The organism is Spirosoma harenae, from assembly GCF_054776975.1.
The window spans coordinates 1,022,199-1,047,979 of record NZ_BAAHBD010000008.1 but is presented as its reverse complement, the minus strand read 5'-3'; the positions used below and the strand labels follow the sequence as shown (position 1 = coordinate 1,047,979).

21 protein-coding genes are annotated in these 25,781 nt (G+C 44.7%); 7 read left to right on the top strand and 14 right to left on the bottom strand.

Translation table 11 applies throughout. The features are described from left to right. Positions 1-2: 2 nt before the first annotated feature. From ACYVE4_RS12715 to ACYVE4_RS12690, 6 genes are all read right to left on the bottom strand, one after another. Entirely contained in the window at positions 3-1,079 is a 1,077-nt protein-coding gene (locus ACYVE4_RS12715; RefSeq protein WP_461040315.1) for a sensor histidine kinase, read from the bottom strand. Further along, on the bottom strand, positions 1,060-1,749 hold the full coding sequence (locus ACYVE4_RS12710; protein ID WP_461040313.1) for an ABC transporter ATP-binding protein: 690 nt from the start codon (positions 1,747-1,749) through the stop codon (positions 1,060-1,062). Before ACYVE4_RS12710 ends, ACYVE4_RS12715 begins: the two co-directional genes overlap by 20 nt. A gap of 75 nt (positions 1,750-1,824) precedes the next feature. Next, the gene (locus tag ACYVE4_RS12705) at positions 1,825-3,075 is read right to left on the bottom strand and encodes an ABC transporter permease (RefSeq protein WP_461040312.1); all 1,251 of its coding nucleotides are present in this window, start codon (positions 3,073-3,075) and stop codon (positions 1,825-1,827) included. Positions 3,076-3,144: 69 nt separating this feature from the next. Beyond that, on the bottom strand, positions 3,145-4,245 hold the full coding sequence (locus ACYVE4_RS12700) for an efflux RND transporter periplasmic adaptor subunit (RefSeq protein WP_461040310.1): 1,101 nt from the start codon (positions 4,243-4,245) through the stop codon (positions 3,145-3,147). 48 nt (positions 4,246-4,293) lie between these two features. Continuing rightward, a complete protein-coding gene (locus tag ACYVE4_RS12695) occupies positions 4,294-5,619 on the bottom strand; it encodes a TolC family protein (RefSeq protein ID WP_461040309.1) in 1,326 nt (441 codons plus the stop codon). A gap of 167 nt (positions 5,620-5,786) precedes the next feature. Further along, entirely contained in the window at positions 5,787-6,482 is a 696-nt protein-coding gene (locus ACYVE4_RS12690; protein ID WP_461040308.1) for a lysoplasmalogenase, read from the bottom strand. Positions 6,483-6,573: 91 nt separating this feature from the next. On the opposite strand from ACYVE4_RS12690, the gene ACYVE4_RS12685 reads away from it, so the two are divergent. Continuing rightward, the gene (locus ACYVE4_RS12685; RefSeq protein WP_461040306.1) at positions 6,574-6,876 is read left to right on the top strand and encodes a hypothetical protein; all 303 of its coding nucleotides are present in this window, start codon (positions 6,574-6,576) and stop codon (positions 6,874-6,876) included. A 225-nt stretch (positions 6,877-7,101) separates the two neighbouring features. Next, positions 7,102-8,940 carry a hypothetical protein gene (locus tag ACYVE4_RS12680; RefSeq protein WP_461040305.1) on the top strand — a complete coding sequence of 613 codons (1,839 nt, stop codon included), beginning with the start codon at positions 7,102-7,104 and terminating at the stop codon, positions 8,938-8,940. A 95-nt stretch (positions 8,941-9,035) separates the two neighbouring features. On the opposite strand, the gene ACYVE4_RS12675 is transcribed toward ACYVE4_RS12680, so the two are convergent. Then, entirely contained in the window at positions 9,036-10,580 is a 1,545-nt protein-coding gene (locus ACYVE4_RS12675; protein WP_461040303.1) for a serine hydrolase, read from the bottom strand. A gap of 179 nt (positions 10,581-10,759) precedes the next feature. On the opposite strand from ACYVE4_RS12675, the gene ACYVE4_RS12670 reads away from it, so the two are divergent. Both ACYVE4_RS12670 and ACYVE4_RS12665 read left to right on the top strand, forming a co-directional pair. Further along, a complete protein-coding gene (locus ACYVE4_RS12670) occupies positions 10,760-11,164 on the top strand; it encodes a BlaI/MecI/CopY family transcriptional regulator (RefSeq protein WP_461040301.1) in 405 nt (134 codons plus the stop codon). A gap of 6 nt (positions 11,165-11,170) precedes the next feature. Beyond that, positions 11,171-13,177 (top strand): M56 family metallopeptidase, encoded by a 2,007-nt coding sequence (locus tag ACYVE4_RS12665; protein WP_461040299.1) that lies wholly within the window; start codon positions 11,171-11,173, stop codon positions 13,175-13,177. Here the strand turns inward: ACYVE4_RS12665 and ACYVE4_RS12660 are convergent. Then, complete coding sequence (locus ACYVE4_RS12660; protein ID WP_461040298.1) at positions 13,174-13,443, bottom strand: helix-turn-helix domain-containing protein; 270 nt, start codon at positions 13,441-13,443, stop codon at positions 13,174-13,176. The genes ACYVE4_RS12665 and ACYVE4_RS12660 overlap by 4 nt on opposite strands. Before the next feature lie 196 nt (positions 13,444-13,639). Between ACYVE4_RS12660 and ACYVE4_RS12655 the strand changes: the two genes are divergently transcribed. Then, complete coding sequence (locus ACYVE4_RS12655; protein ID WP_461040296.1) at positions 13,640-14,764, top strand: esterase; 1,125 nt, start codon at positions 13,640-13,642, stop codon at positions 14,762-14,764. 67 nt (positions 14,765-14,831) lie between these two features. Here ACYVE4_RS12655 and ACYVE4_RS12650 read toward each other — a convergent pair whose 3' ends face one another. From ACYVE4_RS12650 to ACYVE4_RS12635, 4 genes are all read right to left on the bottom strand, one after another. Beyond that, on the bottom strand, positions 14,832-15,149 hold the full coding sequence (locus tag ACYVE4_RS12650; protein ID WP_461040295.1) for a DUF3817 domain-containing protein: 318 nt from the start codon (positions 15,147-15,149) through the stop codon (positions 14,832-14,834). 54 nt (positions 15,150-15,203) lie between these two features. After that, entirely contained in the window at positions 15,204-15,701 is a 498-nt protein-coding gene (locus ACYVE4_RS12645) for a hypothetical protein (RefSeq protein ID WP_461040294.1), read from the bottom strand. Positions 15,702-15,762: 61 nt separating this feature from the next. Continuing rightward, positions 15,763-16,671 (bottom strand): helix-turn-helix domain-containing protein, encoded by a 909-nt coding sequence (locus tag ACYVE4_RS12640; RefSeq protein WP_461040293.1) that lies wholly within the window; start codon positions 16,669-16,671, stop codon positions 15,763-15,765. After that, on the bottom strand, positions 16,668-19,241 hold the full coding sequence (locus ACYVE4_RS12635; RefSeq protein WP_461040292.1) for a M1 family metallopeptidase: 2,574 nt from the start codon (positions 19,239-19,241) through the stop codon (positions 16,668-16,670). The genes ACYVE4_RS12640 and ACYVE4_RS12635 overlap by 4 nt, the downstream gene beginning before the upstream one ends. Positions 19,242-19,280: 39 nt before the next feature. Here ACYVE4_RS12635 and ACYVE4_RS12630 point away from each other — a divergent pair, with 39 nt between their 5' ends. Beyond that, positions 19,281-20,552 carry an asparagine synthetase B gene (locus ACYVE4_RS12630; RefSeq protein ID WP_461040291.1) on the top strand — a complete coding sequence of 424 codons (1,272 nt, stop codon included), beginning with the start codon at positions 19,281-19,283 and terminating at the stop codon, positions 20,550-20,552. Between the two features lie 187 nt (positions 20,553-20,739). Here ACYVE4_RS12630 and ACYVE4_RS12625 read toward each other — a convergent pair whose 3' ends face one another. Both ACYVE4_RS12625 and ACYVE4_RS12620 read right to left on the bottom strand, forming a co-directional pair. After that, entirely contained in the window at positions 20,740-21,093 is a 354-nt protein-coding gene (locus ACYVE4_RS12625) for a hypothetical protein (protein ID WP_461040290.1), read from the bottom strand. 76 nt (positions 21,094-21,169) lie between these two features. After that, on the bottom strand, positions 21,170-21,409 hold the full coding sequence (locus ACYVE4_RS12620; protein ID WP_461040289.1) for a hypothetical protein: 240 nt from the start codon (positions 21,407-21,409) through the stop codon (positions 21,170-21,172). A gap of 154 nt (positions 21,410-21,563) precedes the next feature. Here ACYVE4_RS12620 and ACYVE4_RS12615 point away from each other — a divergent pair, with 154 nt between their 5' ends. Next, the gene (locus ACYVE4_RS12615) at positions 21,564-25,667 is read left to right on the top strand and encodes a hybrid sensor histidine kinase/response regulator transcription factor (protein WP_461040287.1); all 4,104 of its coding nucleotides are present in this window, start codon (positions 21,564-21,566) and stop codon (positions 25,665-25,667) included. Positions 25,668-25,781 lie beyond the last annotated feature (114 nt).

The following is a 25,781-nucleotide window of genomic DNA, read 5'->3' as shown; positions in this document are numbered from 1 at the left end:
TTTTAGTCTAGCGTGTTGATGTGTTGAACTTTAACGGGTGTATTTCCCTGGGATGTCAGTAGGGGAATGCGTACAAAAAATAGCGTTTCTGACTCATTAATCTCGACGGGTTGTTTGCTGAGAAAGCTATATAGTAAAGTTAAATTTTCCAGCCCCTGTTTGTTCGAAGTTTCCACTTGGCGTTTGCGCTGAATTGGATTCGAAACATACAAATAGCCGTCATTGGCGCGGATCGTTACTGTAAGAGGATGCGCTTCACTGATGACGTTGTGTTTAATCGCATTTTCAAGTAGAATCTGAAGTGTAACTGGCACAATCTGTTGGTCGAGCACATCGTCATCAATCTCGTAATTGACAACAAATTGACCATCAAAGCGAGTTTTTAGGAGCGATACGTAATTTTTAATGAATGTAAGTTCCGTTTCCAGAGGTACTAACGCTTTTTCCTTGTGTTGCAAAACGTATCGAAACACCTTCGATAATTGCTGTAGAAACTGCCGGGCCAGCGCTGGATTATCATCGATCAAACTGTCGAGCGACGAGAGACTGTTGAATAAAAAGTGAGGGCTGATCTGATTTTTCAGGCTATCGAGTTGAACCTGTACTTTTTCCTTTTCCAATTCTGCGGCCCGGACTGCGTTTTCCTGCCAGCGTTTTAATAAATGGTTAGCAATAAAACCCAGAATTATTACCGTGTTGACAAGAAAGATTGTCACGGCAATGATAATGACCGAAAATTTGTTGAATGGGTTTAATTCAGGCAATATGTCGTTAATAACCTGATTAACAAGGAAATATCCGGTTATAAATAATAGGGTCTTGACAATACCCCAGCCTCCAATTAATTGTACAGCAATTCGCCATCGAATGTTTTGTTCAAATGGTAATCGCCGATTTAACCATTCGTTGAAAAAGTAATGAAAAATCCAGACTAGGTTTAGTACGAAAAAAGAAAGCAGAAAAAGCCAGAATTGAAGTTGCCAGGTGATTGTGGGCATGATCCATTGCCGGGCAACCACACCCGCCAGGGCCATCCATACCAAGAGGACTTCAACGTATTTATTGAACTTTATTTTCATGACTGGTAATGATCATTCCGTCCGACATTTCAATCACACGGTCGGTTCCGTCGGCAAAATCAGGGTCGTGCGTTACGGCGATAATGGTCTGCCCTTTCCCGGCCAAATCGCGAAAAATATCGAAGACATTTGCCGTATTGGCTTTGTCCAGATTACCCGTCGGTTCGTCGCCCATGATGATGGTAGGGTCGTTGATCAGCGCGCGGGCAATAGCTACACGTTGCTGCTGCCCACCCGATAGTTTGCTGGCTGGTTTGCGGGCGAAGTCAGCCATGCCAATAATTCGCAGTTTTTCCATTGCCCGTTCTTCCACTTCTTTCTCCGGATATTTACCCAGTTTCAGACCCGGTAGCATCACGTTCTGTAACGCTGAAAATTCAGGTAGCAGAAAATGGAATTGAAAGACAAAACCAAGGTGCTCATTGCGAAAATGCGCCAGAAAATCCTGACTACGTCCGGTGAGTTTTGTCCCAGCCATCTCAATTTGCCCTTCGTATTCCGTGTCCATGGTCGAAAGTAGGTACAATAACGTTGATTTTCCACAACCCGATTTTCCTACAATCGACAGAAATTCACCTTTTTTTACCTCAAACGTAACATCCTTCAACACCTGAAATTTCTCCGGGTCGTAGAAGTATTTGTTAAGATGGCTGGCGGAAAGAACAGTCATTTTTAGTGATGAGTGATGAACGATAAGTGATGAGTTTTAGAGAAGGAAACAGACGGGAAAGTTCATGGCTCATCACTAACCACGCAGTATCGAAACCGGGTCCACTTGCGCGGCTTTTCGTGATGGGAAAAAACCAGCTAAAACAGTAGTAATGACACCGAATAAAATACCCATAATGTAATACTTAGCGTCGAAAATGACGGGAAATGTCTTGATACTCAGGAAATCACCTGCGTCGAATGGGGTGATTGACAATGTGTAGCTCAGTCCAAAACCGATCAGAAGCCCTAATAAACCACCTGAAAAACCGATAAAAACGGCTTGTAGGAGGAAAATAGCCACAATGTCTTTTCCGTCGAAACCGGTGGCTTTCAGGATGGCGATGTCTTTGATTTTATTAATGACGGTCATGTTCATGATGTTATAAATGCCAAAACCCGCAACAACCAGCAACGTCATCGACACCACAAACGTCATCACGTTGCGTATTTTTTCGCCCGCCAGAATAGCCGTGTTAGCCGTTGCCCAATCTTCTGTATAATATCCGTACATCGCCCGCATTTTTCTCCCAAATGGAAGCGCTTGCAATGGATCGATCATTTTGATGTGAATGTCGGTGATGTAGCTAGGGTCTTTCTGAAGCATTTCCTGGACGGTCGATAGGTTGGCGTAGCTCTTGGTGTTATCGACCGTACCGACGCCGAAACCAAACGTACCAACGACGCGCAAAATTCTTGTTCCACCTGCTGGCGTCGTTACACTAACTTTATCGCCAATCTGAACATTGAGTTTTCGAGCCAGTACAACGCCCATAATCAGTCCGTCTGGATTGGTTTTTAGGGTATTGATTGAACCTGATTTAAGTCGGGATTTTAGATTGTAAAGTCGATTCTCCCGATCAATGTCAACGCCGGAAATCGTGCCAGATAATTGAATGGGGCCATTGTTGTAAAAGGCCTGCGTTGCAACCTGGGGCGATACCCCTAGCACGCCAGCTTCTTTCTCGATCCGCTCGGCAATGGTAATTCCGTTTCGAATTCGAGCTTGCTCATCTTTCGGTTTCTGGTGATGAACCACATTAAACTGACCGGGATTCAGTTGCTCCACCAGACTTGGTCGTTGGGTATTTACTTCGTTATACATCCGAATGTGCGGACTGGCATCCAGCGCCGAATCTTCCAGAAACTGGTTGACGCCCTGCATAAACGAAATCATCGTAATGAACATAGCAATCCCGAACGTAACGCCGAGCATCGCAACGAGCGTTTGCCGCTTTTTCGCCAGCAAGTGTGTCTGGGCAATCTGTGACGCAATCCGAATGTTCATGGCTGGTGAGTGATGAATGATGAACGATGAGTTTGCCGACGCATGTAAAATATGTTAGCGTCAGCAAACTCATCGTTCATCATTCATCACTAGTTTTGTTTTGTCAGATAAGCCCCCTTTCACCTCTACATAGTCGAAGTTTTCGGCGCCTTTCTGGAATTTAATTTTTTGCTGTTTCCCGTCCTGTTCAACCAATACACTGTCGGTGCCGATCACATACGATTTCGGAATGGTCAGTACGTGTTTTTGTTGGCTGATCACGATGTTGGCTTCCACTGTTAAGCCATAGTAAGCATCTGGTTTTTCCTCCACAAACTCAGCATCAACACGGAATGACTGGTCAGTGCGATTCAGTTTCGGAAAAATTTTGCTGACACGCGCTTTAAATACTTTGTTCGCATATACATCGGCTTTCAAAATCACTTCCTGACCAATACGAAGTCGCCCGAAATCGCTCTCATCGACGGATAGTTGGGCATATAATTGATTGCCACTACCAACTAATGCTAATTGATCACCGACACGAACTACTTCGCCGGGATCTTTATAGACCTCGTACACCTTGCCGTTGACGAAACTGCGAATGCGCGTGTTACGCCCCGCCACTTCTGAGCTAACTAGCTGACTGCGATTGTTTTCTACATCTAGCCGAATCTGGTCACGACTGCGTTGTAGTGTGTTTAGCTGCGCCCGAAGATTGTTTTTTGATAGTGTATAATTGAGCTCGACCCGTTCCAGTTCAGCTTTAGAGGTAGCGTTTTGGGCGTATAATTCGCGATAACGATTATAATTAATTGAGTCGTTAGCGAGTCGGGTGCGGGCATTGCGTACCTGTGATTCCTGTTCGGCTAACACAGGTGAATTGGCCCCCAGGTTTGCACGCGCTTGCCGATACGCATTAGCCGCTGCCTGCTGACGCGCATCTTCGGAAGCACTTTCGAGCACAAACAGCAACTGATTCTGCCGAATGGAATCCCCTTCATTGACAAGCCGTTTCTGTAAAACACCAGCGGCATCGGCAGTGACGTTGTATTCATTTCTCGGATACACATTTCCAGATGCGTATACGGCTTCAGTCAACTCGCGATAGGTTGGTGAGGTGCCTTCTTCGGACCGTTTACACGCTACGAATAACAGTAAAAAAATGAGTATAGAAAGTATAGTTTTCATCGGTATATCGCTAAACCTAACAGGTTTCAAAAACCTGTTAGGTTTGTTTTACTGGCCATTTCGAATTTGTAAAATCGTCTGATTAATGAACACGTTCGACAGGTTATTCAGGTAGCGGTTCTGGGCAGTCAACGCTTCGTTGAATACGTTCAGGTACTGATCGTAAGCGAACAAGCCTGAGCGATATTTAACCAGCGCAATCTGCACGTTCTGATTGCTGAGTTCGTAGTTCTGCCGGTTCAGATCCAGCGAGCGAACGGCCTGATTGTATGTATTTCGAATGTCTTCATTGTCCGTTTGTTGCTTGTTTTTTTCGTAAGCGAGGGCGATTTCGGCGGCTTTTAGTTGTAGCCGAGCACGGGTTAAATTGCTATTCCGTAGTCCACCTGTATAAATCGGCCAGTTGAATTGGAGTCCAGCTACGCCAATCTGAAACCACGGCTGGCTGGTATTCAGAAAGTTAAGCTCATTTCGTTGCGCCTGTTCCGTAAATCGGCCATAAGCTGAGAGCGTTGGCCAGCGTTGCAGCCGTTCGCGATTTAGTTGTAATTGAGCCAGGTCAATCCGCATTTGTTGAAGCGTAACCTGCGGACGTTCAGCCGTTGGTAAGGCGGTCGCTGAGACGAGCGAACCAATTGGGCGTGTAGCCAGATTTTCCGAGAGAATCAGGCTATCGGTAGGAGCCAGGCCCAGTATCAGTTTAAGCTGATTCAGGTTTCGCACATAGGTCAGTTGATTCTGATACAGTACATCAGCTGTGGTCAATTGAACCGAGCGAATCCGATTATATTCCAGTGGTTCAATGAGTCCTTTATCCAGTCGGTCACGGGCAATCTGGGTGAGCGTATCGGCTGCCGACAGATTCCGTTGGGTTAGCGCAATTGCTGATCCTGTCAGTAAAGTTGCGTGATAAATACGAGCGGTTTGCGTCGAAACTTCGTCTTGTAATACTAGATTCTGCCCGTCGGTAATCTTCAGATTCTGATCTGTAATGCCAATGTCAGCGCGCGCAGGACGATTTACAACAGGTACCGTGACTTCAGCGCCAGCGGCTAATACATAAGGCAATCCAAATTGCAACGTACGAAAATCGCCCGCTTTTCCACCCAAAAATTCGGCTGGAACCAGCTGGACAGGCAAGGCAAAATTGTAATCGAAATTGGTGAAGAAACGAGCTTGAGGTAGTAAGGTTGCTCGTGTAGCCGATGGTTGTTGCCCCTGAACCTGCCGATTTTGACGGGCATTAATCAAGTCAGGGTTATTCCTGCGGGCCAGCGTAAGTGCTTCCTGTACTGTTGCTACAATCGTCTGAGCATCAGTGGGAAAGGCCGATAACGAGTAGAGAAATAAGGTAATTAGTATAAACCGATTCATAACCAGATCGAATGGTTGCCCAAAGGAAATAGGTTTTTGGGAATCAGGCGGAACGAATTTTAACGAAGCAGAGAAAAGTACACATCAAACTGCCGTTTTTAAGCATGAATAGCCATCGTTGTCATACGTACCAATAGACAAAAGAGAGCTAGATGATCGACTAGATTTTACTCGTCAACCTTAGTTGTGCAACCTGATACAATCAGGTATTGAGCAGCTGCATAGGTAGTCATGATAAACCAGGTTGCACCCGTAATGGGCTGTAGGAACTTGTCGACCGCAATAGCGGAATCCGATAAAATAAACAGGATGGCACCGATAGCCACCCAAGTATAACCAGCCAAACCCCGTCGCTGGAAAGCCAGTACGCCCATGATACTCAGGCAGAAAACGTAGCCGACTACCGGCCACCATAAAGGCGTTAAGTCTGGATTTCGGAAGAATTGCGGTTTTACTAGAAAGAGGAAGATACCGTCGTAAATAACGAACGGAATAGCGGTCAGCGAAAACGAGCGAGGGCGAATGGAGCGCCCGCTGGCCTGAATTGACAGCAGGAACGATCGGCTATAGCAAATTTGCATCACCAGAAAAGAGCCTAATCCCAGTGCAAACAAATCCATTTCCTGAATCATCAGAAAGACATCGCCCAGTAGCGCGAATGTCATACCAATCATCAGCCAACGGGTTGAGCCAGTAAAGTTTATAGACCGGAATTGTTGCCAGACATAATAAAGCAACATGCCCATAATCAGCGGTTTACAACCATAATGGAGCAGTTTAATACCCAGCGTATCGCCAAGCATTTCAAGGATCGTAACGACTGTAAACAGGATTGTGAATAGGAGGGTGGGTTTCCGCGTCATTGGGTGAAGGAATGATTTAGTTTAGGCAGGACTAGCAAACCTTTCGACAAGTATGGAGTTAATAAAGTATACTCAACAAAAGAGCACTATCATGGATAAGTTACAGAAGCTTGAATTAATGAACAAAGTTGTTCGAGAGCTTGAAGATTTGCAAAACAGCCAGACTGCTATCATCTCGAAAATCAGCCAGATTGAAGTAGACAACATGAACGGGCTGAATGATCGACGACTGGAAAAAGATTTGAGTGATATGCACGCCAAAATTGCCGAAAATAATGACGCTATCACCGAAATCTTTGCGTATTTCGAAGGTAAGCGCGACGACTTCGGCGAGAAGAACCGATCTGCTATTGAAGCAATCGAAGCCGCTGCGGCCGTTGAAGCAACGCGCTAGAGAACGATTTTATATAGAAGTCAGAAGCCAGCTTATATAAGCTGGCTTCTGGTGTTTTGGGACAGTTCGATGAATGTCTTTATGATTTAACAGCCTCTCAGCCGTTTTACTAATTAGTCAACGTGGTGTAGTGAGTCTAAGTAAGTAGAAAAATCCCGTATTTTTCCTGTTTTTGTGGCATAGGCGAGTTTTATATTTGGGAGTACATAAAACTTGTCATTTTTTATGAAAATTCGTTTTCTAATTCTAGGTCTTTTTCTATTCCATCTAAAAACATTTGCCCAAAAGGATATTAAGACTTATAGACGTGCTGAAAAGGAAAAAAACAACAAGTCGAGTAGTCTTTTTACTATATACAGCGCCTTATCTAATTACTCTTTGCTAGGGGCCAATTCTTGGCGAAAAGTAAATAAAGAACTGTTATTTAAAAGAAGAGATAGTCTGATATCTAATAGTGCTTTCTCGAAACTAATTAAGCAGGATATAGCTTTCGCGGTCATTGGCAATCAGTCGCCAACGCCTGGACTGAGTTTAGATCTGAGCGAACAAACATCATTCAAAATAACAGGTCTTATTCCATCAAAACGCAAGATCGTAACATTAGATCTAACAGCGAGCCGGGCGGAGGATAATGTTCCTTTATTCGATAAGGGGAAATTTAATGCTCAAATCAGTACGAGCCTAAGTTTTCATATTATTCCTGCGGGACAATGGCGTCCTTTTCTAAATAAGCCCGATATCACTCTTGGTAATAAATATTCGTTTCGTGACGAAGACTTTGAGATGATGACAGAGTTAGTAAGAGCTGACAAAGAAAAATTTAATAATGATTTACTAGATACAGTCGCTGTACTTGGCGCATATATGAAATTAATCCAGCCAAATGGATTACAAAGTGTTTTTCTGAGAGATAGCCACTTGGAACAGGAAGTTATCGATCAGCAAAAAATAGTAGCCGATGCAAAAAATCTATTTGACCAGAAAGAGCGAGATAAAGCTACTGGCCAGGAATATCTACAGGCTAGAGCTGCCTTTAATACTGCGAAACGAAAACTGGAGAAATTACAGGTAGAAGAAAAATTGATTAATAAAAAAGCATTTGATGCAATAATAGCAAGGTATATCTACCTCACTAAAGATGAAGTGATAAGTACGATTATGAACGGGAATCGGGTAGATCTATTTTTTGATTTGGTTTCGACCTATTTTCCTCTCAGCGGTAAATTCGATACTGTTGTAAAACAACGAGAAGCTATTGAAAAATTAACACAATGGAAAGCGGACAAACTATTGGCCGATATGGATGATGCTTGTCAGACGTATTTGCATCGTATAGAATCTAAAGAAGATGTCGAAATCAAACGTAGTCGACCATTATGGACAAGAAAACAATTAAACTGGTTCACTATAACAGCAAAGCCTATTATTTATACCTTGAATTCATTCAGTAATGATAGCTTGGCTAAACCAAAAGATGTTAAATCTTCTTCTTTATCATTTTTTGAATTTAGCGTTCCGTTTTGGTATCAGTTCTACGACATTCGTGAAGCAGGGGGTAATTTATGGCGAATCGGGGCTACCGTTAATTTTGGCAGTAACCGGAAATCGTTTACTGAAGTTAAATATATTACTCGTGATACACTTGTGTATTATCCTAACAATACAGTAATAGCTGAGGAACAAACAGCAGGTATCTTTGATAATGGTACAATACGACGCAATAAGATATATGTAAATTATTACGCAGAATTTTATCGATTACCAAGAAAAAGCTTTGTGCCAGGTTATTCTGCAAGGCTTTCTTTTGCACGAAATGCCATTTTTGGCAGTGATACAGATCGAAAACTACGTTTTGAATTAGGTAGTGTTTTGAATATTTTAACTTCAGAAAAAGATAAAACGATTTTTACTATTCAACCGTACGTAGCCATATCAAACCTACTTTATGAAACTGTGAAAGATGGTGATAATGTCCGCAAAAAGGAAGTAGGAGAAAAAACAAGTGCGGGCATTCGAGTAGGTATTCCAATTCGACAACAATTAGTTGTAGGTCGGCATCGATAAATGTTTTTTGATTGCTTCTTGATATTCAGAAACTTTAGTTATATAAGCTTGACCTTAGCGGCATGAAACGTTTAAAGGTCAAGCTTAGTAGTTCCTTATTCCTTTTGCTCTAGCAATTTCTGAAGCGCACGTTTCCCGTCTTCGTTAGTTGGCGATAAAACAATTGATTTTCGGTACATAGCTATGGCCTCTTCTTTTTTGCCAGTCTTTTCCAGGGCAATCGCATAACTGTCGTATGTGTTGCCGCTTTTTGGGTAAAGCAACGTATTCAGTTTAAACGCTTCCAGTGATAAGTCAATATGGTTGGGCATAGGTCCACTAAGCAGATCGAAGCCGAGCCGATTCATTTCCAGTTCGTCAACGTAGTAATTTGTCGTATCATCTTTTAACGTATTGAATGTACTGGCCGCAAAATCAGCTCCCTTCCTGACTAGCGCTTCACCGTAAATCCGCACCAGCGATTGCTTCGTTTGAATTTTTAGCGGGGCCGTACCATTCAGAATATTGGAAACCGAAACCATCACCTGAATTGGATTATTATCGGTGTTGTCGTAAAAAATAATGGTTTGATCGGCTGTCAGGTTGCGATGCAGAAACGTCGTCAGGCCAACGATATGGCCGTCGTGAAAGACAAAATTGTTAACGGGTTCGGTCTTGCTGTTGTACACCGTCCAGCCCAAGCCATATGAACGCGTGCTGGCGCCCATTCGAAAAGCTTTTCCATTATTTAAGGTTACCGGCGTAAAAGCGGCTTCCAATAAAGTAGGGCTCAGCAACTTCCCGGCAGCCAACGCCCGATCAAATTTCCATAATTCCTGAATAGTACTGACTACATTTCCAGGGCCATACATACCCAGGAAATTATAATACGTATAGTACTTGCGATGATCCAGAGAATCAACATTATGATAAGTAGTAAAGTAAAATGCCGGCCGTACGTATCGGGTTGTGTTGGGCATTGGACCTGATCGGACATATGTGGTTGGCATGCCCGCTGGTAGAAACACATATTTCTTCATGTAATCTCCAAACGACATCCGGCTAATTTTTTCCACCAACTTAGCCAGCAGGATATAATTCATATTATTATACCGCCAGTCGTCGCCGGGCTGGCCAGAGAGTGATTTTTTCTGTTCAAGGAGATGGGAATAGACTGTTTGGGCGGTAAGCAGTTCGTCGGGATGTTGACTTATATAAGCGTTTTCCTGCCGTTCTACACCTGGCAGGCCAGACGTGTGTGTCAATAAATGGCGAATGGTAATTGTCGGGTATGGGAAGTCTGGAAAGTGAGTTATGAGTGCATTCTCTAGATTCAACTTCTTCTTTTGCACCAGTTGCAGGACTGCAATGGCTGTGAACGGTTTGGATAGCGAAGCCAGATTGAAATGAGTAGTATCGCTATTGGGAATACGCTGGTTAACATCAGCGAACCCCGCTGACTTCTGGTAAATAATCTGCCCTTTCTCTGCCACCAAAATGCTTCCATTGAATAAGTGGTGTTGAGCCAGCACCGTTAAAGACGAATCGATTCGGGCTACCTTGTTCTGGGTGGTTAACGTTGCGGTTTGGGCAAATACGCTTGCAGCGGAAGCAGTCAAAAGTAAGAGAAACAGGTACTGGAACATTGGTTTTGTTGTCATGATGTTTGTTGTGTTTGGATTGAATTGACTAATTGAAAGACGTTTTTTAGGTAATCAATAAGAAATTATTCTTATGTTTAAGCGTCTGATTACCAGAATTTGAAGCAAGGATAGAAATTTTTCTTAGAAATAAGAAACGATTCTTAGTTTTGTTAAGAAACTTTTCTTAGGTTTGGTCTATGAAAGCGAAGAAAGACCAGCATAGCATACCATCGGAGCCGACAAAATCGGAGCTAGAGATTCTACAAATCTTGTGGGAGTTTGGGCCATCAACAGCTCGATTTGTAAATGACCACCTCAACCAGCATAAGCGACAAGTTATTTATATGTCGACGTTGAAGCTGATGCAGATTATGGTCGAAAAGGGACTGTTGAAAAAGGATGAAAGCCAGCAAAAGCATATTTATTGGGCTGCGGTGGAAGAGTTGAAAACGAAGGGATTTCTGCTCGATAAGGTGGTCGATTCGTTATTCAATGGTTCGGCGGGAAGCTTAATGATGCAGTTGTTGGGCAATAAGAAAATTGACTCCGCCGATATGGAAACATTGCGGGAATTAGCTAAAAAACTGGACAACAAACACTAATACACAATGAACGTAACAGTTGTAACACGCTGGATTCCTGAACCGCAGATCAAGGCGATTTGCTGGACACTCGTGCACTCCCTCTGGATTGGGCTACTGGTTGCCGCATTGGCTGGGCTGATCATGATGCTTACACAAAAGGCATCGGCGCGACTTCGGTATCAACTTTTATGTGGCTGCCTTCTACTATTCGTCCTGCTGACGGGCTCTGTTTATTACCAATTGTCAATCGATACGTCGACCCAAATGGCTGGAAATATAGTGCCCAGTATTGAAGTAACGGCTGATGCTCCGTCGAGGCTAAATAGCACATTGATTGAGCATAACATGCCCTTTGTTGATCAATTTATCCAGATCATAAACACCAATGCGCAATGGATTTTTGCTATCTGGTTATTGTTTTTTGCCCTGAAAAGCCTAAAACTGATCAGCGGAATGGCCTACATACACCGTATCCGGACCTACCGCGTATATGCGCCCGCCGATGCGTGGCAGCAAAAGGTTCAGAACTTTAGCCAACGGTTGGGTATTCATCAGTCAGTTACGGTTTTGCAATCGCAACTGGTGAAAGTTCCGGTTACGGTTGGCGTGTTGAAGCCGGTTATTTTACTACCTGTAGGGCTACTTTTTCAGTTACCCGCCGAACAGATCGATACGATTCTGTGGCATGAATTGGCCCACGTTTTCCGGCGCGATTATTTAATGAATCTACTTCAGAGCCTGGTCGAAACTATTTTCTTTTTCAATCCAGCGCTGCTTTGGATTTCTTCTCTGATCCGCGAAGAGCGCGAAGCCTGCTGCGATGATATCGTGCTGGCGCAGAGTACCAGCAAAAGCAATTACCTGGAGGCTCTGCTGGCGTTTCAGCAGGATACCTATCAACCGGCCAGTTATGCCATGCCGTTAGGCTTCCGAAGTAAGCAGTTAATGGATCGGCTCAGACGGATTGTAACGCAAGAAAATAAACGGTTGAGTGTCGTCGAAAAAATTGTGCTGTCATCCGGATTGATCCTACTGACGGCTTCGGCATTTGTCTATCACGATGCGTCTGATGGTCAGTTGAATACGAAGCATGTAAAGGAGAATAGTATAGCTCTGGTAAAGCCGAAATCCGTAGACAAAGCCATTCCACAAAAGGATAAAAACACGTTTGTACGGATTCCTCGTCTGTACAAAAAAATGGTGGCAGATACACTTCCAGTAGCCAAAGCTGAGCCTATCGTGAAAATCGATAGTAGTCTGACTTTCACCAGTATTCTTTTTGAGAAGTCAAATGAGGATATGGCGAACCGGGAAATGAGAGTGAAAGATGACAAAGGGAATTTGTATCAACTGAAAATTGCGGACAATAGACTCATCTCTCTGACTATCAATGGTAAAGAAATCGAATCAAACGATCTCTCTCACTACAACAATCTAGTGCACCAGATTGATGAGGCATTAGTTATAAAACGGCGGGAAAAGCGCGAATCAATCGATCAGAAAATTGCTCAAACGAAGGTCGAACGTGAGCAGTTCCTACTGCGTAATAAAGAAGCCCACCAGGCTAAGTGGCGCTACAAACAACAGATAAATCCTACGGGAGTGCCATCTAAAGAATGGCCTGCAACATTCGAAGGTAAAAAACGATGGTCTGCCGAATCGGCTAAAAAAGAATGGCAACCGGGTGCAAAAAAGAAGCCTGTTGACGTACCAAATGACCCTATTGCACAACAGCAAATTCAGCCAAAGAAAAAACTACCTGCACCTCTCGATATTAGCTACGATCAGGAACGTGTCCGTGGTGTTATAGCTGCGCTCATTGCCGAGAAAATTGTTTTTAATGCTGAGTCTGTCGATTGGTTCGGTTTAAGTAATGATGAGTTGATTGTGAATGGGCAAAAACAGCCTGATGCACTTCAGCAACGATTAAAAGATCAGTACGGGGTTAAACCAAACTATGGATTATACTATGGACCTATTAAAATGATAGGTAAGGGAATAATTATGGATAAAGAGGATATGAGTCGTTAGCAACGAATCGTCGTCCCCTGTTCGTGAAGCGCTGTTGCTGGTTCCCCAAACTCTCTTTTAAATGCACACGAAAAGCGGGGTAAACCGTCGAAGCCTAAATCCTGAAAGATATCTGTTGGTCGTTGGCTCTTTTCGTCAATCAGGAAATGAGCTTCCTGCAACCGTCGTTTCAACAACCAACGATTGGGCGTTTCATCAAAAATGGTTTTGGAATCTCGTTTGAATGCCGACAAACGTCGCCCGGTAAGAAAAGCAAAACGTCCCACTCTTTATTGCAGAGGTTACTATTCGTATTTATCAACCCCAGCGAAGCGTCAGCTCTGGCTATTTTGATGGTAGGAGCTCATAGGATCTTTTGTAGCTGGTGAAGACTTTAAAAGTCTTAATGTAAAAAATACGGAATGATAGAAAAGCGTAGTAGATTCGTACCGATTTGTTAAACCCTTGCTTTACCAGAATTATATGAATCTACGAAATCGGCTACTGATTTTCAGTTGTATGCTACTGCATGGAGCGGCTCTTTTGGCTCAGGTTCCCAGAATGCCGCCAGTTAAATCGCCGGAAGTGACTGAAGGAGGATTGATTTTCCGACTGCGAGCGCCGAATGCCAAAGAAGTTGTTCTTGACATCGAAGGCATTTCAAAAGAAACAATGACCAAAGACGATCAGGGTATTTGGAGTTTTACCAAAAAGCTCGAACCGGATGTTTACGATTATGCATTTGTTGTTGATGGACTTCGCATTCCTGATCCGGCCAATCCTGTAGCTAAGCCCTGTTACCAATGCAACGGACAGAGTCTGGCTCACATGCCGGGGCCGGCTTCATTGAGTTGGGAGATAAAAGATGTGCCGCGAGGTATTGTCGATCATCACGTCTATCGGTCGGCGGTGATGGGTGAGGATCGGGATTATTATGTGTATCTGCCCCCGAATTATGATCCCAAACGCAAGGAGCCATATCCAGTATTTTTCCTGCTACACGGGGCTACGGGTACAGCCTTGTCATGGATCGTAAATGCACAGGCGAACATCATTCTGGACAATTTAATTGCAGAAGGTAAAGCCAAACCCATGATTATGATCAATACGTTGGGGTATGGTGGGAATGAAAAATACACGGCAGAAGTGCTTCAGGAGATTATCCCACAAGTAGAAAAAACCTACAACGCAGCCAAAGACAGAACTCAGCGGGCAATTGTTGGTTTGTCGATGGGCGGTGGTACCGCTTTCTATACGGGCCTGAACAACCTGGATCATTTTGCGTATGTCGGTGGCTTTAGCAGTGCTGTCGGCTTTGGCGGAGGACCTCGTCCGGCAGCAACGGCTTCCCCGGAAGAGCAGACAAAAGCGATGATGGATAGTTTTGCCAAGACCTATCCAAAATTGGATGAGAGCGCCAATAAACAGCTAAAATTATTATGGATTTCCTGCGGAGCCGATGACTTCCTGCTTCAGAATAACAAGAACTTCAAAGAATATCTGACGTCAAAAAAGGTAAAATTCAAAGAAGTAAACACGCCGGGGGGACACACCTTCATGGTATGGCGAAGAAACCTTACTGACATTGCTCCGCTACTATTTCGCTAACGCTTATCACGTACCTAAACATTTCGCCTTGCGTCAGCTATTTAGGTTAACGCAAGGCGAAATCATGTTATGCCTGTTCCGTTGTGGCTGGTAAATCACGGAAAACTTTGTAATCGGCGTAGAATGTACCGAAGGGCACGACGGATGCCAGCAAAGCCATAAATGTTTTACCAGCAGGCCAGCCATACTCGGTTTTTGCCTGGATAATTGTCAGTACGTACAATACAAACAGTAATCCGTGAATAGGGCCGAGAATTTGTACCGCTTCGGGATGTCCACCAATTCGTTTCAGCGGAACGGCAATGAATAACAACAGTATGTACGAAAGTCCCTCTGCAAAACTGACGATACGTAGCCGGATTTTAGGTGAATTGAAAAAGTGCATAGTTGCTTAGATATTAATTGTCTTTCCCTCTGCTAAAACAGGAGAGGAGTTAGGTTAAAAACTGCGGAACAAAGGTCGATTGGCGAGCGGAGAAAAAGGCCACGGAATCGCAATAAAGATAAGCAGCAGACTAATAGTGAAATAAATAGCTGTTGTTTTGAACTTCTGTTCGGGGGTTTTCTGCCGTTTTGCCTTGCTCGATCCAATGGTCATAACAACTACTGAGGTAATCATCAGTCCAATGTGAATGAGTGCAAAAAACGGAAATTCCCGGCCTTCCTGAAACGTAGGGTGAGTCTTCCAGTAGTAACTTACAATTGGACTTTTAGCGTACAGATAAAACCCGACCAGCAATTGCGTATGCGCAATCGACGTAGCCACAACGCGTAGGATTTGATCGATGGATTGATACGCGCGCTTGCTGGCTAAGCCGGAAATACTACTTCCGAGCGAGGCCAGTAAACTTCCCAGCACGAGCCAGCGTAACGCATTGTGTACAACTAAAAGAATTGGATAAATCATGGAAAAGACCGAACCAGTAAATTGCTGCAAAGTTCGGGTCGTTATCTCGAAATCGGGTAGGCGAAATCGGGCGAAGATTGGTCAAAATCAATCATTGCTGAATATGTCGATTGCGAAACTCGGTTGGGCTCATCAGTGTGTACTTTCGAAATAACTTACCAAAACTTGATAGATCATCGAACCCCATTTGATGCGCGATCTGAGCAATGGGTAAATCCGATTGAAACAGCAAAACTTTTGTTTCCAGCACAATACGCTCGTCTATCCAGACCGAAGGCGATTTGCCTGTCCGGCTTTTCAATACTTTATTCAAGTGATTTGGGCTCACATTAAGCTGCTCAGCATACGCAGTAGTTACTTTAGATTGCCGTATTTGCGTCGCCAGTAAATCCATAAACCGTTGTACCAACCGCTCACCTGCATCAGTTTTGGTTGGTAACGTACCGACATAGGCTCGATTAATTTCGACCAAAAGAGCCAGCAGATAAGCAGGAATCACATCTGTTTTAGCAGCCCCGTTTTCGGTATAGTCAATGGTTAACCGACTCAGTAAATTGCCTACGAACGTAGTCTGCTGTGGCGTTAAGGTAACATGCGGATTTCCAGTTAGTTTCAGAAACGCGAAGTCCGTCTCACCAACTGCACTGCGTACCAGCTCCTGACTAAAAAAACTGATATAACCTACTGAATCAGTACTGATAGTCTGGATCGCAAAAATCTGTAAAGCCGGTACAATAACCAGACTCTGTGGTTGGATGAGATACGTCTGATGCCCAACGCTTAAATCTACATACCCAGCCGTAACAAAAATCAGGGCATAATTGCTGGTTCGGGATGGGGGCAAAGGAAGTCTAATCACCTGCCAACTAGTTTCCAGCGGGCCAATGATAAACTGATTGAAATTCTCTTTAAATCGCTCCTCCCACGATGCATCCCTGATCAGAAATAAATCCTGTGACATTTCGGGACTAATCGCTGGAAAGGCATCGTCGTTGGTCATGGCTCATACAGCAGTTTACTCGAACGGATCGGACCGTCAGCCGCTTGTAATAACTTGGCTTTCAAGCGAGCGTTATACGCAGGACGATCGGCCAGAAATTTGCGTACCAATTGAGCCGTTTCGGGAGTTTGATAACTCGATAACGTAGATCGCAGCCAGGATTCAGGAAAGAAAATATCGCCCGTTCGCTGAATCTCTTCCAGAAGTTCCAGGCTCTTGAGAAGGTATTTCTCCGACGTTTTGGCTCGCAGCGGGTGGTGTAAATATCCAAGTGCAGCCGTTACGTAGGCTTCCCGTTCGCGATTGCTTTCGTTAGCCAGCGACGCAAAAAACTGATCGCGTTCCGCCACCTTCGATGATAGCGCGGGCATCATAAATTGCAGTCGTTTCTGGCGATCCGGGTTTTTGATCCGAGCTAACTGTTTGGCTAAAATGCCTTCTACTGGATAATCCCGGACAGCAAGCGATAATGCAAGTGCTGTATAATCGTCTTCGGTCAACGTGACACCTGTTGGGGCTTTTTGCTCGTTCCAGATAGCGTATAATCGGTCCTGTGCTTCCTTGCTGAGAGCAATGTTTTGATATAATCGGAACAGTAATTTCTTTTTACCGGGAGATACCTCATTTTCCATTGCCTGCCACGCTGCCTGCTCGACCGAAGCAGCCAAAGCTGGGCGTTTTTCAGGTTTGGTAAAATTCCAGACAATATCAGCTAGTTCGCCAGTAAGTAAACGTAAGTTCAATTCCTCTGACTCTTTGCTCAAAAGTTGCTGATAAATAGCGGCTAGTTTGGCTGGCGTACTTACTTGGCCAGTCAGCATATTCTCGTACAGATTAATGTAGGCAGAAGCTCGTGTTACGGGATTTTTGATCGTAGCCAACTGGGTTGTCATTGCCGTATCGACGGGGAAAACACCGTATCCTTGTCCTGATGAATTAAAGACCACAAACGAAGGAGCGGCTTTCCCAATCGCTTCGGCTACCGTAACGGTAGCCTGATTCATGGCAACAGTTAATTCTTCTATATGATCAGGATAGACAAAAGCAACTTCGAACCCTTGCGGCCACAACCGATTCGAGCCGTCTTCAGCTTTCTGGGAAATAACGAATCGAGAAATTTTTCCATGCTGCTTATCGAGTTGATACGTAAACGTTGGACGACCTGTTTCACTCACCCAAACGCGATTCCAGGCGACTAAATCGGTTGGTGTTCGAGCGTCCAGAATGGCAATCAGATCGGCCCAGGTTGCGTTATTGAACGCGTATTTTTTGAGATATTCCCGCAAACCATCACGGAGAGCAGTTTTGCCCATCAGTCGTTCGAGTTGGCGCATCATAATCGGCGCTTTATGATAAATGATGCCACCATACATCGTACCAGCTTCCTGCAAATTTGCTAGTGGCTGCCCAATCGGATTGGCTCCCTCGGTTCGGTCAACGGCGTAGGCTGCCGGAAAATGATCGACCACAAACTGAAGATCGTAATTGGCGTCGGCACTGGATACTTCCGTGATTTTATCGGCCATGAAATTGGCAAATACTTCTTTCAACCAGACATCATTGAACCAACGCATCGTTACCAGATCGCCAAACCACATGTGCGCCGTTTCGTGCGAAATCAATGTAGCGCGCGATAGTTTTTGATCGCGGGTGGCACCGTTATCCAGAAATAGACTCGATGCGCGGTAGTCGATGGCTCCGGCGTGTTCCATGCCACCGTATTGAAAATCAGGAATGGCAGCAAAATCGAATTTTCGGAATGGATACGGAATTTGGTTATAGTCTTCCAGAAAGCGAAGTGCGTCGGCATGCAGGTTAAAAATCGGATCTAAACTGAGTCGGATTTTCGTCGTATCGGTTTCGCGATGCAGCAGCGTCATTGGGCGGTTGGTCATCGTTCTCGTTACGGGTTTGAATTTACCGGCCACAAAAGCGAATAAATACGTTGGAAGCACATCGGAGGGATGGAATCGAACCGTTTTGCGATCACCTGCGACGGACGAATCCTGAACAGCCGCATTGGTTATGGCCTGCCAATCTTTCTGCACTGTCAGCGACAATTGAAACGAAGCTTTCAAATCAGGCTGATCGAAGCAGGGAAACACCGTTCGGGCGCGGTCGGGAACGAGTAGTGTGTAGAGATAATCATCGTTCCGATTCAGCGATAAATTGCCAGCCGTAAATTGTATAGAAATTACGTTCTTTCCCGGCTTCAGAAAAGCAGTAGAAACGACCAGATGTTCGCTCTCAAATACGATCGGAATGATCTTTTCATTCACTGAAATAGTCTGGATATGAGTACGTTTTTCCTTGAAATCGATCTGAACTGGTGCTGTGGTCTTCTTCCAGGTAAAGGAAATTGTTTCACTGGCTGGAATAGGTTGGCTTTTTTGGTTAGGAATATCGAACTTTAGTGCATAGGCTACCTGACTAATGGTTTGCTTGCGGGCTTTCGCCAGTGTCTGCGATACGCCTGTTTCGATAGGAACCTGTTGTGATGAAGTATTCTGGGCGTTGCCGTCCATTGTCAGGAGAATAAGAAAAAGTGCCGTAATGCCGTAACGAGTCATAGAAGAGTAGGGAGCGTTGGATCAAAAATAAGGTACGCAATGAAACAGTACTTAACTTTTCTGCTGGTATTCCTAGCTATATTGGCTCAAGCCACGCCCGTATGGGCTAATTTCGTCCTGATTCCGATGGATGAACGCCAAACGGATCACCTGAAAGCGTACGGCATCGCGTACAAAGTACTGAAAGATGATGGCGAAGTTGAATGGCTGCTGAACTACCGGGGAGGTAGTTTTATGACAAAACTGACTCCTTCTGTACAGACAGAATGTCGGGTGCGTGGAGTGGCATTCGAAGCCATTTCCGATGCGAGTGCTGAATCCATTCGGCAACAACTGACGAATCCCAATGTAAATATGGACGTCGTCAAGCTTCAGAAAGCGGCTAAAATCATTGTTTATTCACCTGTTAAAGTGGGCCCAGCTGAGTTCGAAAATACGGATGCGGTATTGCTGGTGCTTACCTACGCTGAAATTCCGTATGAATTAGTCTACGACGAAGAAGTACTGAAAGGCGATTTGCCTAAATACGATTGGTTGCACCTTCACCATGAAGATTTTACCGGGCAATTTGGGCGCAACATGCATCGACAGTCTTTAGCGGATATCAAAGCGCAGGAAGATATTGCCCGGAAATATGGCTATCAGAAAGTATCACAGATGAAACTGGCAGTAGCCAAAGGAATTAAGCAATTCTGTATGGGTGGTGGGTATTTATTTGCGATGTGTTCAGCCGCCGAAACGCTCGATATTGCGCTTGCTGCCGACGGTGTCGATATTGTTGGGAGCAGCTACGATGGTGATGGAATGGACCCGAATGCGCAGGAAAAACTTGACTTTGGTAAAACGTTTGCGTTCGGCAATTTTACGCTCGAATCGGATAACGGCTACCGGGGCTTCTCGACGTTCTCAGACATTAATTCGTCAGCTAATCGCGGTTTCGATGACCCCAGCGGTTTTTTCGAGTTGTTTAATTTTTCGGCCAAGTGGGATGTAATCCCGGCCATGCTGACGCAGAATCACGAGAATATCATTAAAGAGTTTTTCGGACAGACCACCGCTTTCCGAAAAGGAGCCGTTAAGCCCAGTAGCTTGGTAATGGGCGAAGGCAAAACCTCAGATCGTTATCTATACGGCGAAATGGGTAAAGGACAATGGACTTTCTACGGCGGACATGATCCCGAGGGGGTACGGGGCGGAGGAGGCTTCCGCAATCCAACCGATCTGAAATTACATCCCCATTCGCCAGGCTATCGACTGATTCTGAATAATGTACTATTTCCATCTGCCCGTAAGAAGAAGCGCAAAACGTAGTCGGCTAACTAATCCGCAAATCTGACAAAGGTCATAAACAGGAATGCTTATGAACATTCTACTGGGTATAATGGTGTTTCTGGCTATACTTGGGTTTTAATATAATTGAATTCTTCATCACTAATCTGAATGATATGTTCAAGATGTTTTCGTAGTTTATCCATAAAGGATAACGGATTCTATTTTACTATTTTTCAGACTTTTTCCACCGTAGCAAATAAATAAATTGATTCTCTTTTGTTTGGAAGGAAACCAACTCCCAACCGTTTCGAGTCATAAAATTCAGTGCGTCGATACTGGAATTAAACCGAATATCTTTATTGGAGGAGTTGCTGATTTTCTGTCGGTTGAATCCATTATCTACATATCGTTGGCCATAATCGATCTGTACCTGTGCTTTGTTCAGGCTTACCGCGTTTGTACAGATTAGTTGACAGAAAGGCGTATTCAGCGTATCGATGGCAATGCCATCCACATAAATCTGCCCAAACGTTTTATCAATAAAGAATAAGGTTAGGCAGACGATCAGGAGAGTTTTCATGCGAGTTGAGGTTTGTTTTATGGATACAGCAAGTCTGCTGGGAACTGGTCAATTTGGGTCTGAATACTGCCTTTCGTCAATGGTTTTCCTGTTCGTTAACGATATGGCGCGTGTGGGCTAGCATCGGTCTGTTGTTGAACCCAAGCGGAGTTCCTTGCTGATCCCTTTTGTCTGGCCGATCCAGGCAGGTTTCCCAGTCCACCAGATTTTTGCCATTAAAGAGCGACTTCCATGCTGTAGGCTTTGGCGCAACTGGAGCCACCATAAACGCTTGCGAAAAAATACCCAGGCAGAGCGTTGCTAAAATCAGCTTCATACATGAGCGGACAAAGGTTCACCTGAGTAAAGGCCAACAGGTTTGCCGACTACCCTACTTCCTGGATTGGGTCTGCCAAATAAACAGTTGTAATTCTGACCATCAATTTATGTTGGCATGATTTTGTGTACCTTTCCAGTCAAAATTCAGTTGAATGCGATTCCTGTGTCTGGTACTTGTTTTATTGCCCTTATTACTCTTTGCCCAACAGAAGGGCTGGCAGGAGATTACTATATCAGAAGGGTTGTCGCAAGGTATGATCTATGATCTCAAACAGGATCACAACGGCTTCATCTGGGCGGCTACTAAAGATGGCTTAAATCGATACGACGGCTATAATTTCACGGTTTTCACCCACAACGCCCATAACCAATACAGCTTGTCGTCGAATGCCTGTTCGGCCTTACTGACTGATCGACACGGGCGGTTATGGATAGGTACGTTAAATCAAGGTCTCAACCTGTATGATGATAAAACCCAACGGTTCTATCATTTCGACATGAGTGATTCGGCTTCACCCGATGCCGGTAATTATGAGATTAGTTTGCTTGTAGAAGACCCGGAAGGGAATATCTGGGTAGGCACCAGCCAGAATAAACTAGTGAAAATAACATTATCTGGTTCGCTAAAAAATGGTTTCCCTAGTCAGGCTGATGCTACGTCACTAGTCCAGTTTACCCGATTTACATTTCCGTTATATGATGTAAATAGTGGCAGCGCACCCACTCGGATCAGTTTTCACCGCCATGGTCAGGCTGATGTTAGCGTTGCCAAAGAATTATATACGCTGAACTGGCGACAGCCACAACCAACCGACTATTCGCCAATTAAGCGGTTCGGGTCATTGGCTACGCTGTTCCAGGCAACTCCCGACGGACAACAACCTGATTATTGGTTTGGATTCAATGAAGACACGCTCATTGGCTGGCAACAGACCAAACAAAAGGTCATTAAGTTACCACGCACTAAAAACTTTAATGTCTATCTAAATAAAATTGATAGCCATACGGTAGCGGTGGCGACGCCCGACTTTTTGTGGCTTATGTCACCCGCTCAACTCTACGCACAGGAAAGCTTGTCGGATCGCAATGCATTTGCCGTGATGCCGCCTGATTTATTTGCTGTCACCAAACTCCTTATCGACAAAACGGGAAACATCTGGGTTGGCACGGCTGGCTATGGCCTTCGGAAATTCAGTCCGCGTATTAAACAATTTCAAGTTTATCTGCCTGGCACCTCGCTCTCTTATTTATTTCAGGATCGACAGGGACAGACCTATGTACGAAATCAGTTTGACTATGGCCGATTAGACCGCGCAGATAATCGCTGGTTGCCTTTTCTGAATGAGAATGGTAAGGCTATATACGGTCGGTTGCGATACCTTATGCAGGATCGTCGGGGAATTTTCTGGGCATCCAATGTGGACAATCAGCACAACATAATTACGCATCAATTGGTGAAGTTTTCAGAGAATTGGCAACGGTTAAAAACGTATTCGCTGCCGCCAGGCACAGCTTTTGGCTTCTATGGTAATCAAACCCGAGAAGATGAAAAGGGGAATCTCTGGATTGGATCAATAAATGGAAAACTCCTTCGATTTAATCCGATTAACGAAACATTTACCGCATTTTCTTACCAGTCCCTGATGCCCGGACAGGCTGCCGAAGTCGAAACGTATTCCCTGTATTTCGATGGTGCGGGTACGGGATGGATCGGTACGCAGAACGGTCTGATTCGGGTCGATCAACCGCAGACAACCCCCACTTTTACGCTTTATAAGAACGATATCGCCAAACCCGAAAGCCTGAGCAACGATTTTGTATCGAGCACCATCGACGATCCTGATCAGCCAAACAAATACCTCTGGGTGAGCACGAAAGGAGGAGGGTTGGAACGACTTGATAAGCAGACGGGCCAATTTCAGCATTTTACGGAAGCTCAGGGACTGCCTAATAAAGTGGTGTACGGTATTCTGGTAGATGAGTTTAAGAACCTCTGGATGAGCACCAATCGGGGGCTGGCCCAATTTAACCACCGAACACGCAAGTTTCGGAATTACACTAAAGCTGATGGCCTTCAGGATGACGAATTCAATACGGGATCATTTTTTAAAACATTATCGGGTGAACTACTTTTTGGGGGCATAAACGGACTAACGGCCTTTCGACCGAAAGACGTAACCGCTACTACGACTGGTTCGATCCCACTGGTTCATATCATCGGGTTGAAAATCAACAATGAAACCGTTACTGTAGGCGCTCCTACTGGTATTTTATCCGAAAGTATCGAACAAACTGGCCGACTCGATTTGTCGCATACCCAAAATTTAGTGACGCTGGAATTCGCCCTCATGGATTACACCAATTCGGCGAAAAATCAGTTTCGCTACCGACTGGTTGGTATTGATCAGAATTGGGTTGATGCGGGTACGAATCGTTTTGCCAACTACGCTCAATTGCCTGACGGTAATTATATGTTTGAGTTGCAAGGCTCAACCGACGGAGACGTGTGGAGCAAGCCCGTTACGCTACAGGTTCGTGTGCATCCGCCGTTTTACCGAAGCTGGTGGGCATATCTGTTATATAGCCTTGTACTACTTCTGATTGGTTGGCAGTTATATCAATTCCAGAAGCAACGGTGGTTATTACAACAACAGATAGCTTTTGAGCATAAACAGGCCACGCGATTAGCCGAACTCGATAACCTGAAAACGCAGTTTTTTACAAACATTTCCCACGAATTCCGTACCCCATTAACGCTGATTCTGGGGCCACTGACGGACTTAAAGCAACGATTCCGTACGGAAAAAGTCGTCACGCTGACTGAGCCGGTTGTGACATTGATGGAACAAAACAGCAATCGGCTACTCCGTCTCATCAATCAACTTCTTGACCTGAGTAAACTGGAAGCTGGCCAACTCAACGTTTTCCTTCAGCCTGGCGACATTGCCGTTTTTTTTCGAACCCTGGCTTCGTCCTTTAATTCGTTAGCGCAAAGTCGCCAGATTCAGTTTTCCTTTACGCAACAACCCACCCACTTTCAAGCTAGTTTCGACCGCGATAAGATCGAAAAAATAGTTACCAATTTACTCTCCAACGCATTCAAGTTCACCTCCAAAGGGCAGCAAGTTCAGTTTCAGATTGACTACTCTTCGCCAGGTTCAACTGGCGAAGTAGTCATTACAATAGAAGATACGGGTATTGGGATTGCTCCGGTTAACCTAACGGCCATTTTTGAACGCTTCTATCAGGTCGATAGTAAAACCAATCGGATGTATGAAGGTACAGGCATCGGACTCTCGCTGGTCAGTGAATTGGTCAAAGTGTTAGGAGGTACGATCACTGTCACCAGCAAAGAAGGGGTAGGTTCACGGTTTGTAGTTCGTTTACCATTAGTAGACATTGAGCCGCCAATAATCAGAGAAGACCTTGAGTTAGCTGGGCCAGTGAACCATAGCGACCTATATCAGGAAGGTCTAATTAATACGATTTCACCAACGCCCGCAACGGATAATGTTCTGTTAGTCATTGACGACAATACGGACATTCGGGCTTATGTGCGGACGGTGTTCGAATCGGATTACCACATTATTGAAGCCGAGGATGGCGTAGACGGTCTGGAAAAAGCAACGGCCAGTTTGCCTACTGTCATTATTTGTGATTTGATGATGCCCCGACTCGATGGTTTTGGTTTTTGTCAGCAGCTAAAAAGCCACGAAATCACCAGCCACATTCCGGTCGTGATGCTGACGGCAAAGGCAACCATCGAGGAGCGCATTGAAGGCTTTGAATTAGGGGCTGATGATTACTTGACCAAACCTTTCAATCAGGCGGAGTTAAAAGCCCGAGTACGGAATCTGATGCAGAAACAAGCCCGCTTGCAACAGTATTACAATAGCAGAACTATCGTGGTGAGTGAAGCAGTTAGTGAGCCTGCTCGTTCGGTGAAGGAAGACGCATTTTTAACGAAAGCGTATGCTCTGGTAATGGCTCAACTGGCGAATAGCAGTTTTGGCGTAGAGGATTTCAGTCGGCAAATGAACATGAGCCAAAGCCAGCTGGTGCGCAAGCTAAAAGCGTTGACAGGGCAGACGGCGGTAGAGTATATCCGTACAATCCGATTGGCGCAAGCGGCTGAGCGATTGCGTCAGGGAGCGAGCGTTTCGGAAGTAGCTTATCAAGTTGGGTTTGAAAGCTTGTCCTATTTCACGCGCGTTTTTCAGGAGAAATTCGGCGTATTGCCTTCTGCGTTTACATGAGCGTAACTAGCCAGTAGTTTTTGATTCTTTTTTGTCATCCTGACTGCAAGGAAGGATCTTGTTGTTTCATAACACTCAGGTAAGGATAACTTAAGATCCTTCTTTGCAGTCAGG

What these genes read in the sequence shown, in the direction of transcription:
- ACYVE4_RS12685 (WP_461040306.1), top strand. Translation starts at nt 6,574, where the DNA reads ATGGATAAGTTACAGAAGCTTGAATTAATGAACAAAGTTGTTCGAGAG.
- ACYVE4_RS12620 (WP_461040289.1), bottom strand. Translation starts at nt 21,409, where the DNA reads ATGAAGCTGATTTTAGCAACGCTCTGCCTGGGTATTTTTTCGCAAGCG.
- ACYVE4_RS12715 (WP_461040315.1), bottom strand. Translation starts at nt 1,079, where the DNA reads ATGAAAATAAAGTTCAATAAATACGTTGAAGTCCTCTTGGTATGGATG.
- ACYVE4_RS12690 (WP_461040308.1), bottom strand. Translation starts at nt 6,482, where the DNA reads ATGACGCGGAAACCCACCCTCCTATTCACAATCCTGTTTACAGTCGTT.
- ACYVE4_RS12615 (WP_461040287.1), top strand. Translation starts at nt 21,564, where the DNA reads ATGCGATTCCTGTGTCTGGTACTTGTTTTATTGCCCTTATTACTCTTT.
- ACYVE4_RS12670 (WP_461040301.1), top strand. Translation starts at nt 10,760, where the DNA reads ATGAAAGCGAAGAAAGACCAGCATAGCATACCATCGGAGCCGACAAAA.
- ACYVE4_RS12695 (WP_461040309.1), bottom strand. Translation starts at nt 5,619, where the DNA reads ATGAATCGGTTTATACTAATTACCTTATTTCTCTACTCGTTATCGGCC.
- ACYVE4_RS12710 (WP_461040313.1), bottom strand. Translation starts at nt 1,749, where the DNA reads ATGACTGTTCTTTCCGCCAGCCATCTTAACAAATACTTCTACGACCCG.
- ACYVE4_RS12705 (WP_461040312.1), bottom strand. Translation starts at nt 3,075, where the DNA reads ATGAACATTCGGATTGCGTCACAGATTGCCCAGACACACTTGCTGGCG.
- ACYVE4_RS12640 (WP_461040293.1), bottom strand. Translation starts at nt 16,671, where the DNA reads ATGACCAACGACGATGCCTTTCCAGCGATTAGTCCCGAAATGTCACAG.
- ACYVE4_RS12700 (WP_461040310.1), bottom strand. Translation starts at nt 4,245, where the DNA reads ATGAAAACTATACTTTCTATACTCATTTTTTTACTGTTATTCGTAGCG.
- ACYVE4_RS12635 (WP_461040292.1), bottom strand. Translation starts at nt 19,241, where the DNA reads ATGACTCGTTACGGCATTACGGCACTTTTTCTTATTCTCCTGACAATG.
- ACYVE4_RS12655 (WP_461040296.1), top strand. Translation starts at nt 13,640, where the DNA reads ATGAATCTACGAAATCGGCTACTGATTTTCAGTTGTATGCTACTGCAT.
- ACYVE4_RS12625 (WP_461040290.1), bottom strand. Translation starts at nt 21,093, where the DNA reads ATGAAAACTCTCCTGATCGTCTGCCTAACCTTATTCTTTATTGATAAA.
- ACYVE4_RS12630 (WP_461040291.1), top strand. Translation starts at nt 19,281, where the DNA reads ATGAAACAGTACTTAACTTTTCTGCTGGTATTCCTAGCTATATTGGCT.
- ACYVE4_RS12650 (WP_461040295.1), bottom strand. Translation starts at nt 15,149, where the DNA reads ATGCACTTTTTCAATTCACCTAAAATCCGGCTACGTATCGTCAGTTTT.
- ACYVE4_RS12680 (WP_461040305.1), top strand. Translation starts at nt 7,102, where the DNA reads ATGAAAATTCGTTTTCTAATTCTAGGTCTTTTTCTATTCCATCTAAAA.
- ACYVE4_RS12665 (WP_461040299.1), top strand. Translation starts at nt 11,171, where the DNA reads ATGAACGTAACAGTTGTAACACGCTGGATTCCTGAACCGCAGATCAAG.
- ACYVE4_RS12675 (WP_461040303.1), bottom strand. Translation starts at nt 10,580, where the DNA reads ATGACAACAAAACCAATGTTCCAGTACCTGTTTCTCTTACTTTTGACT.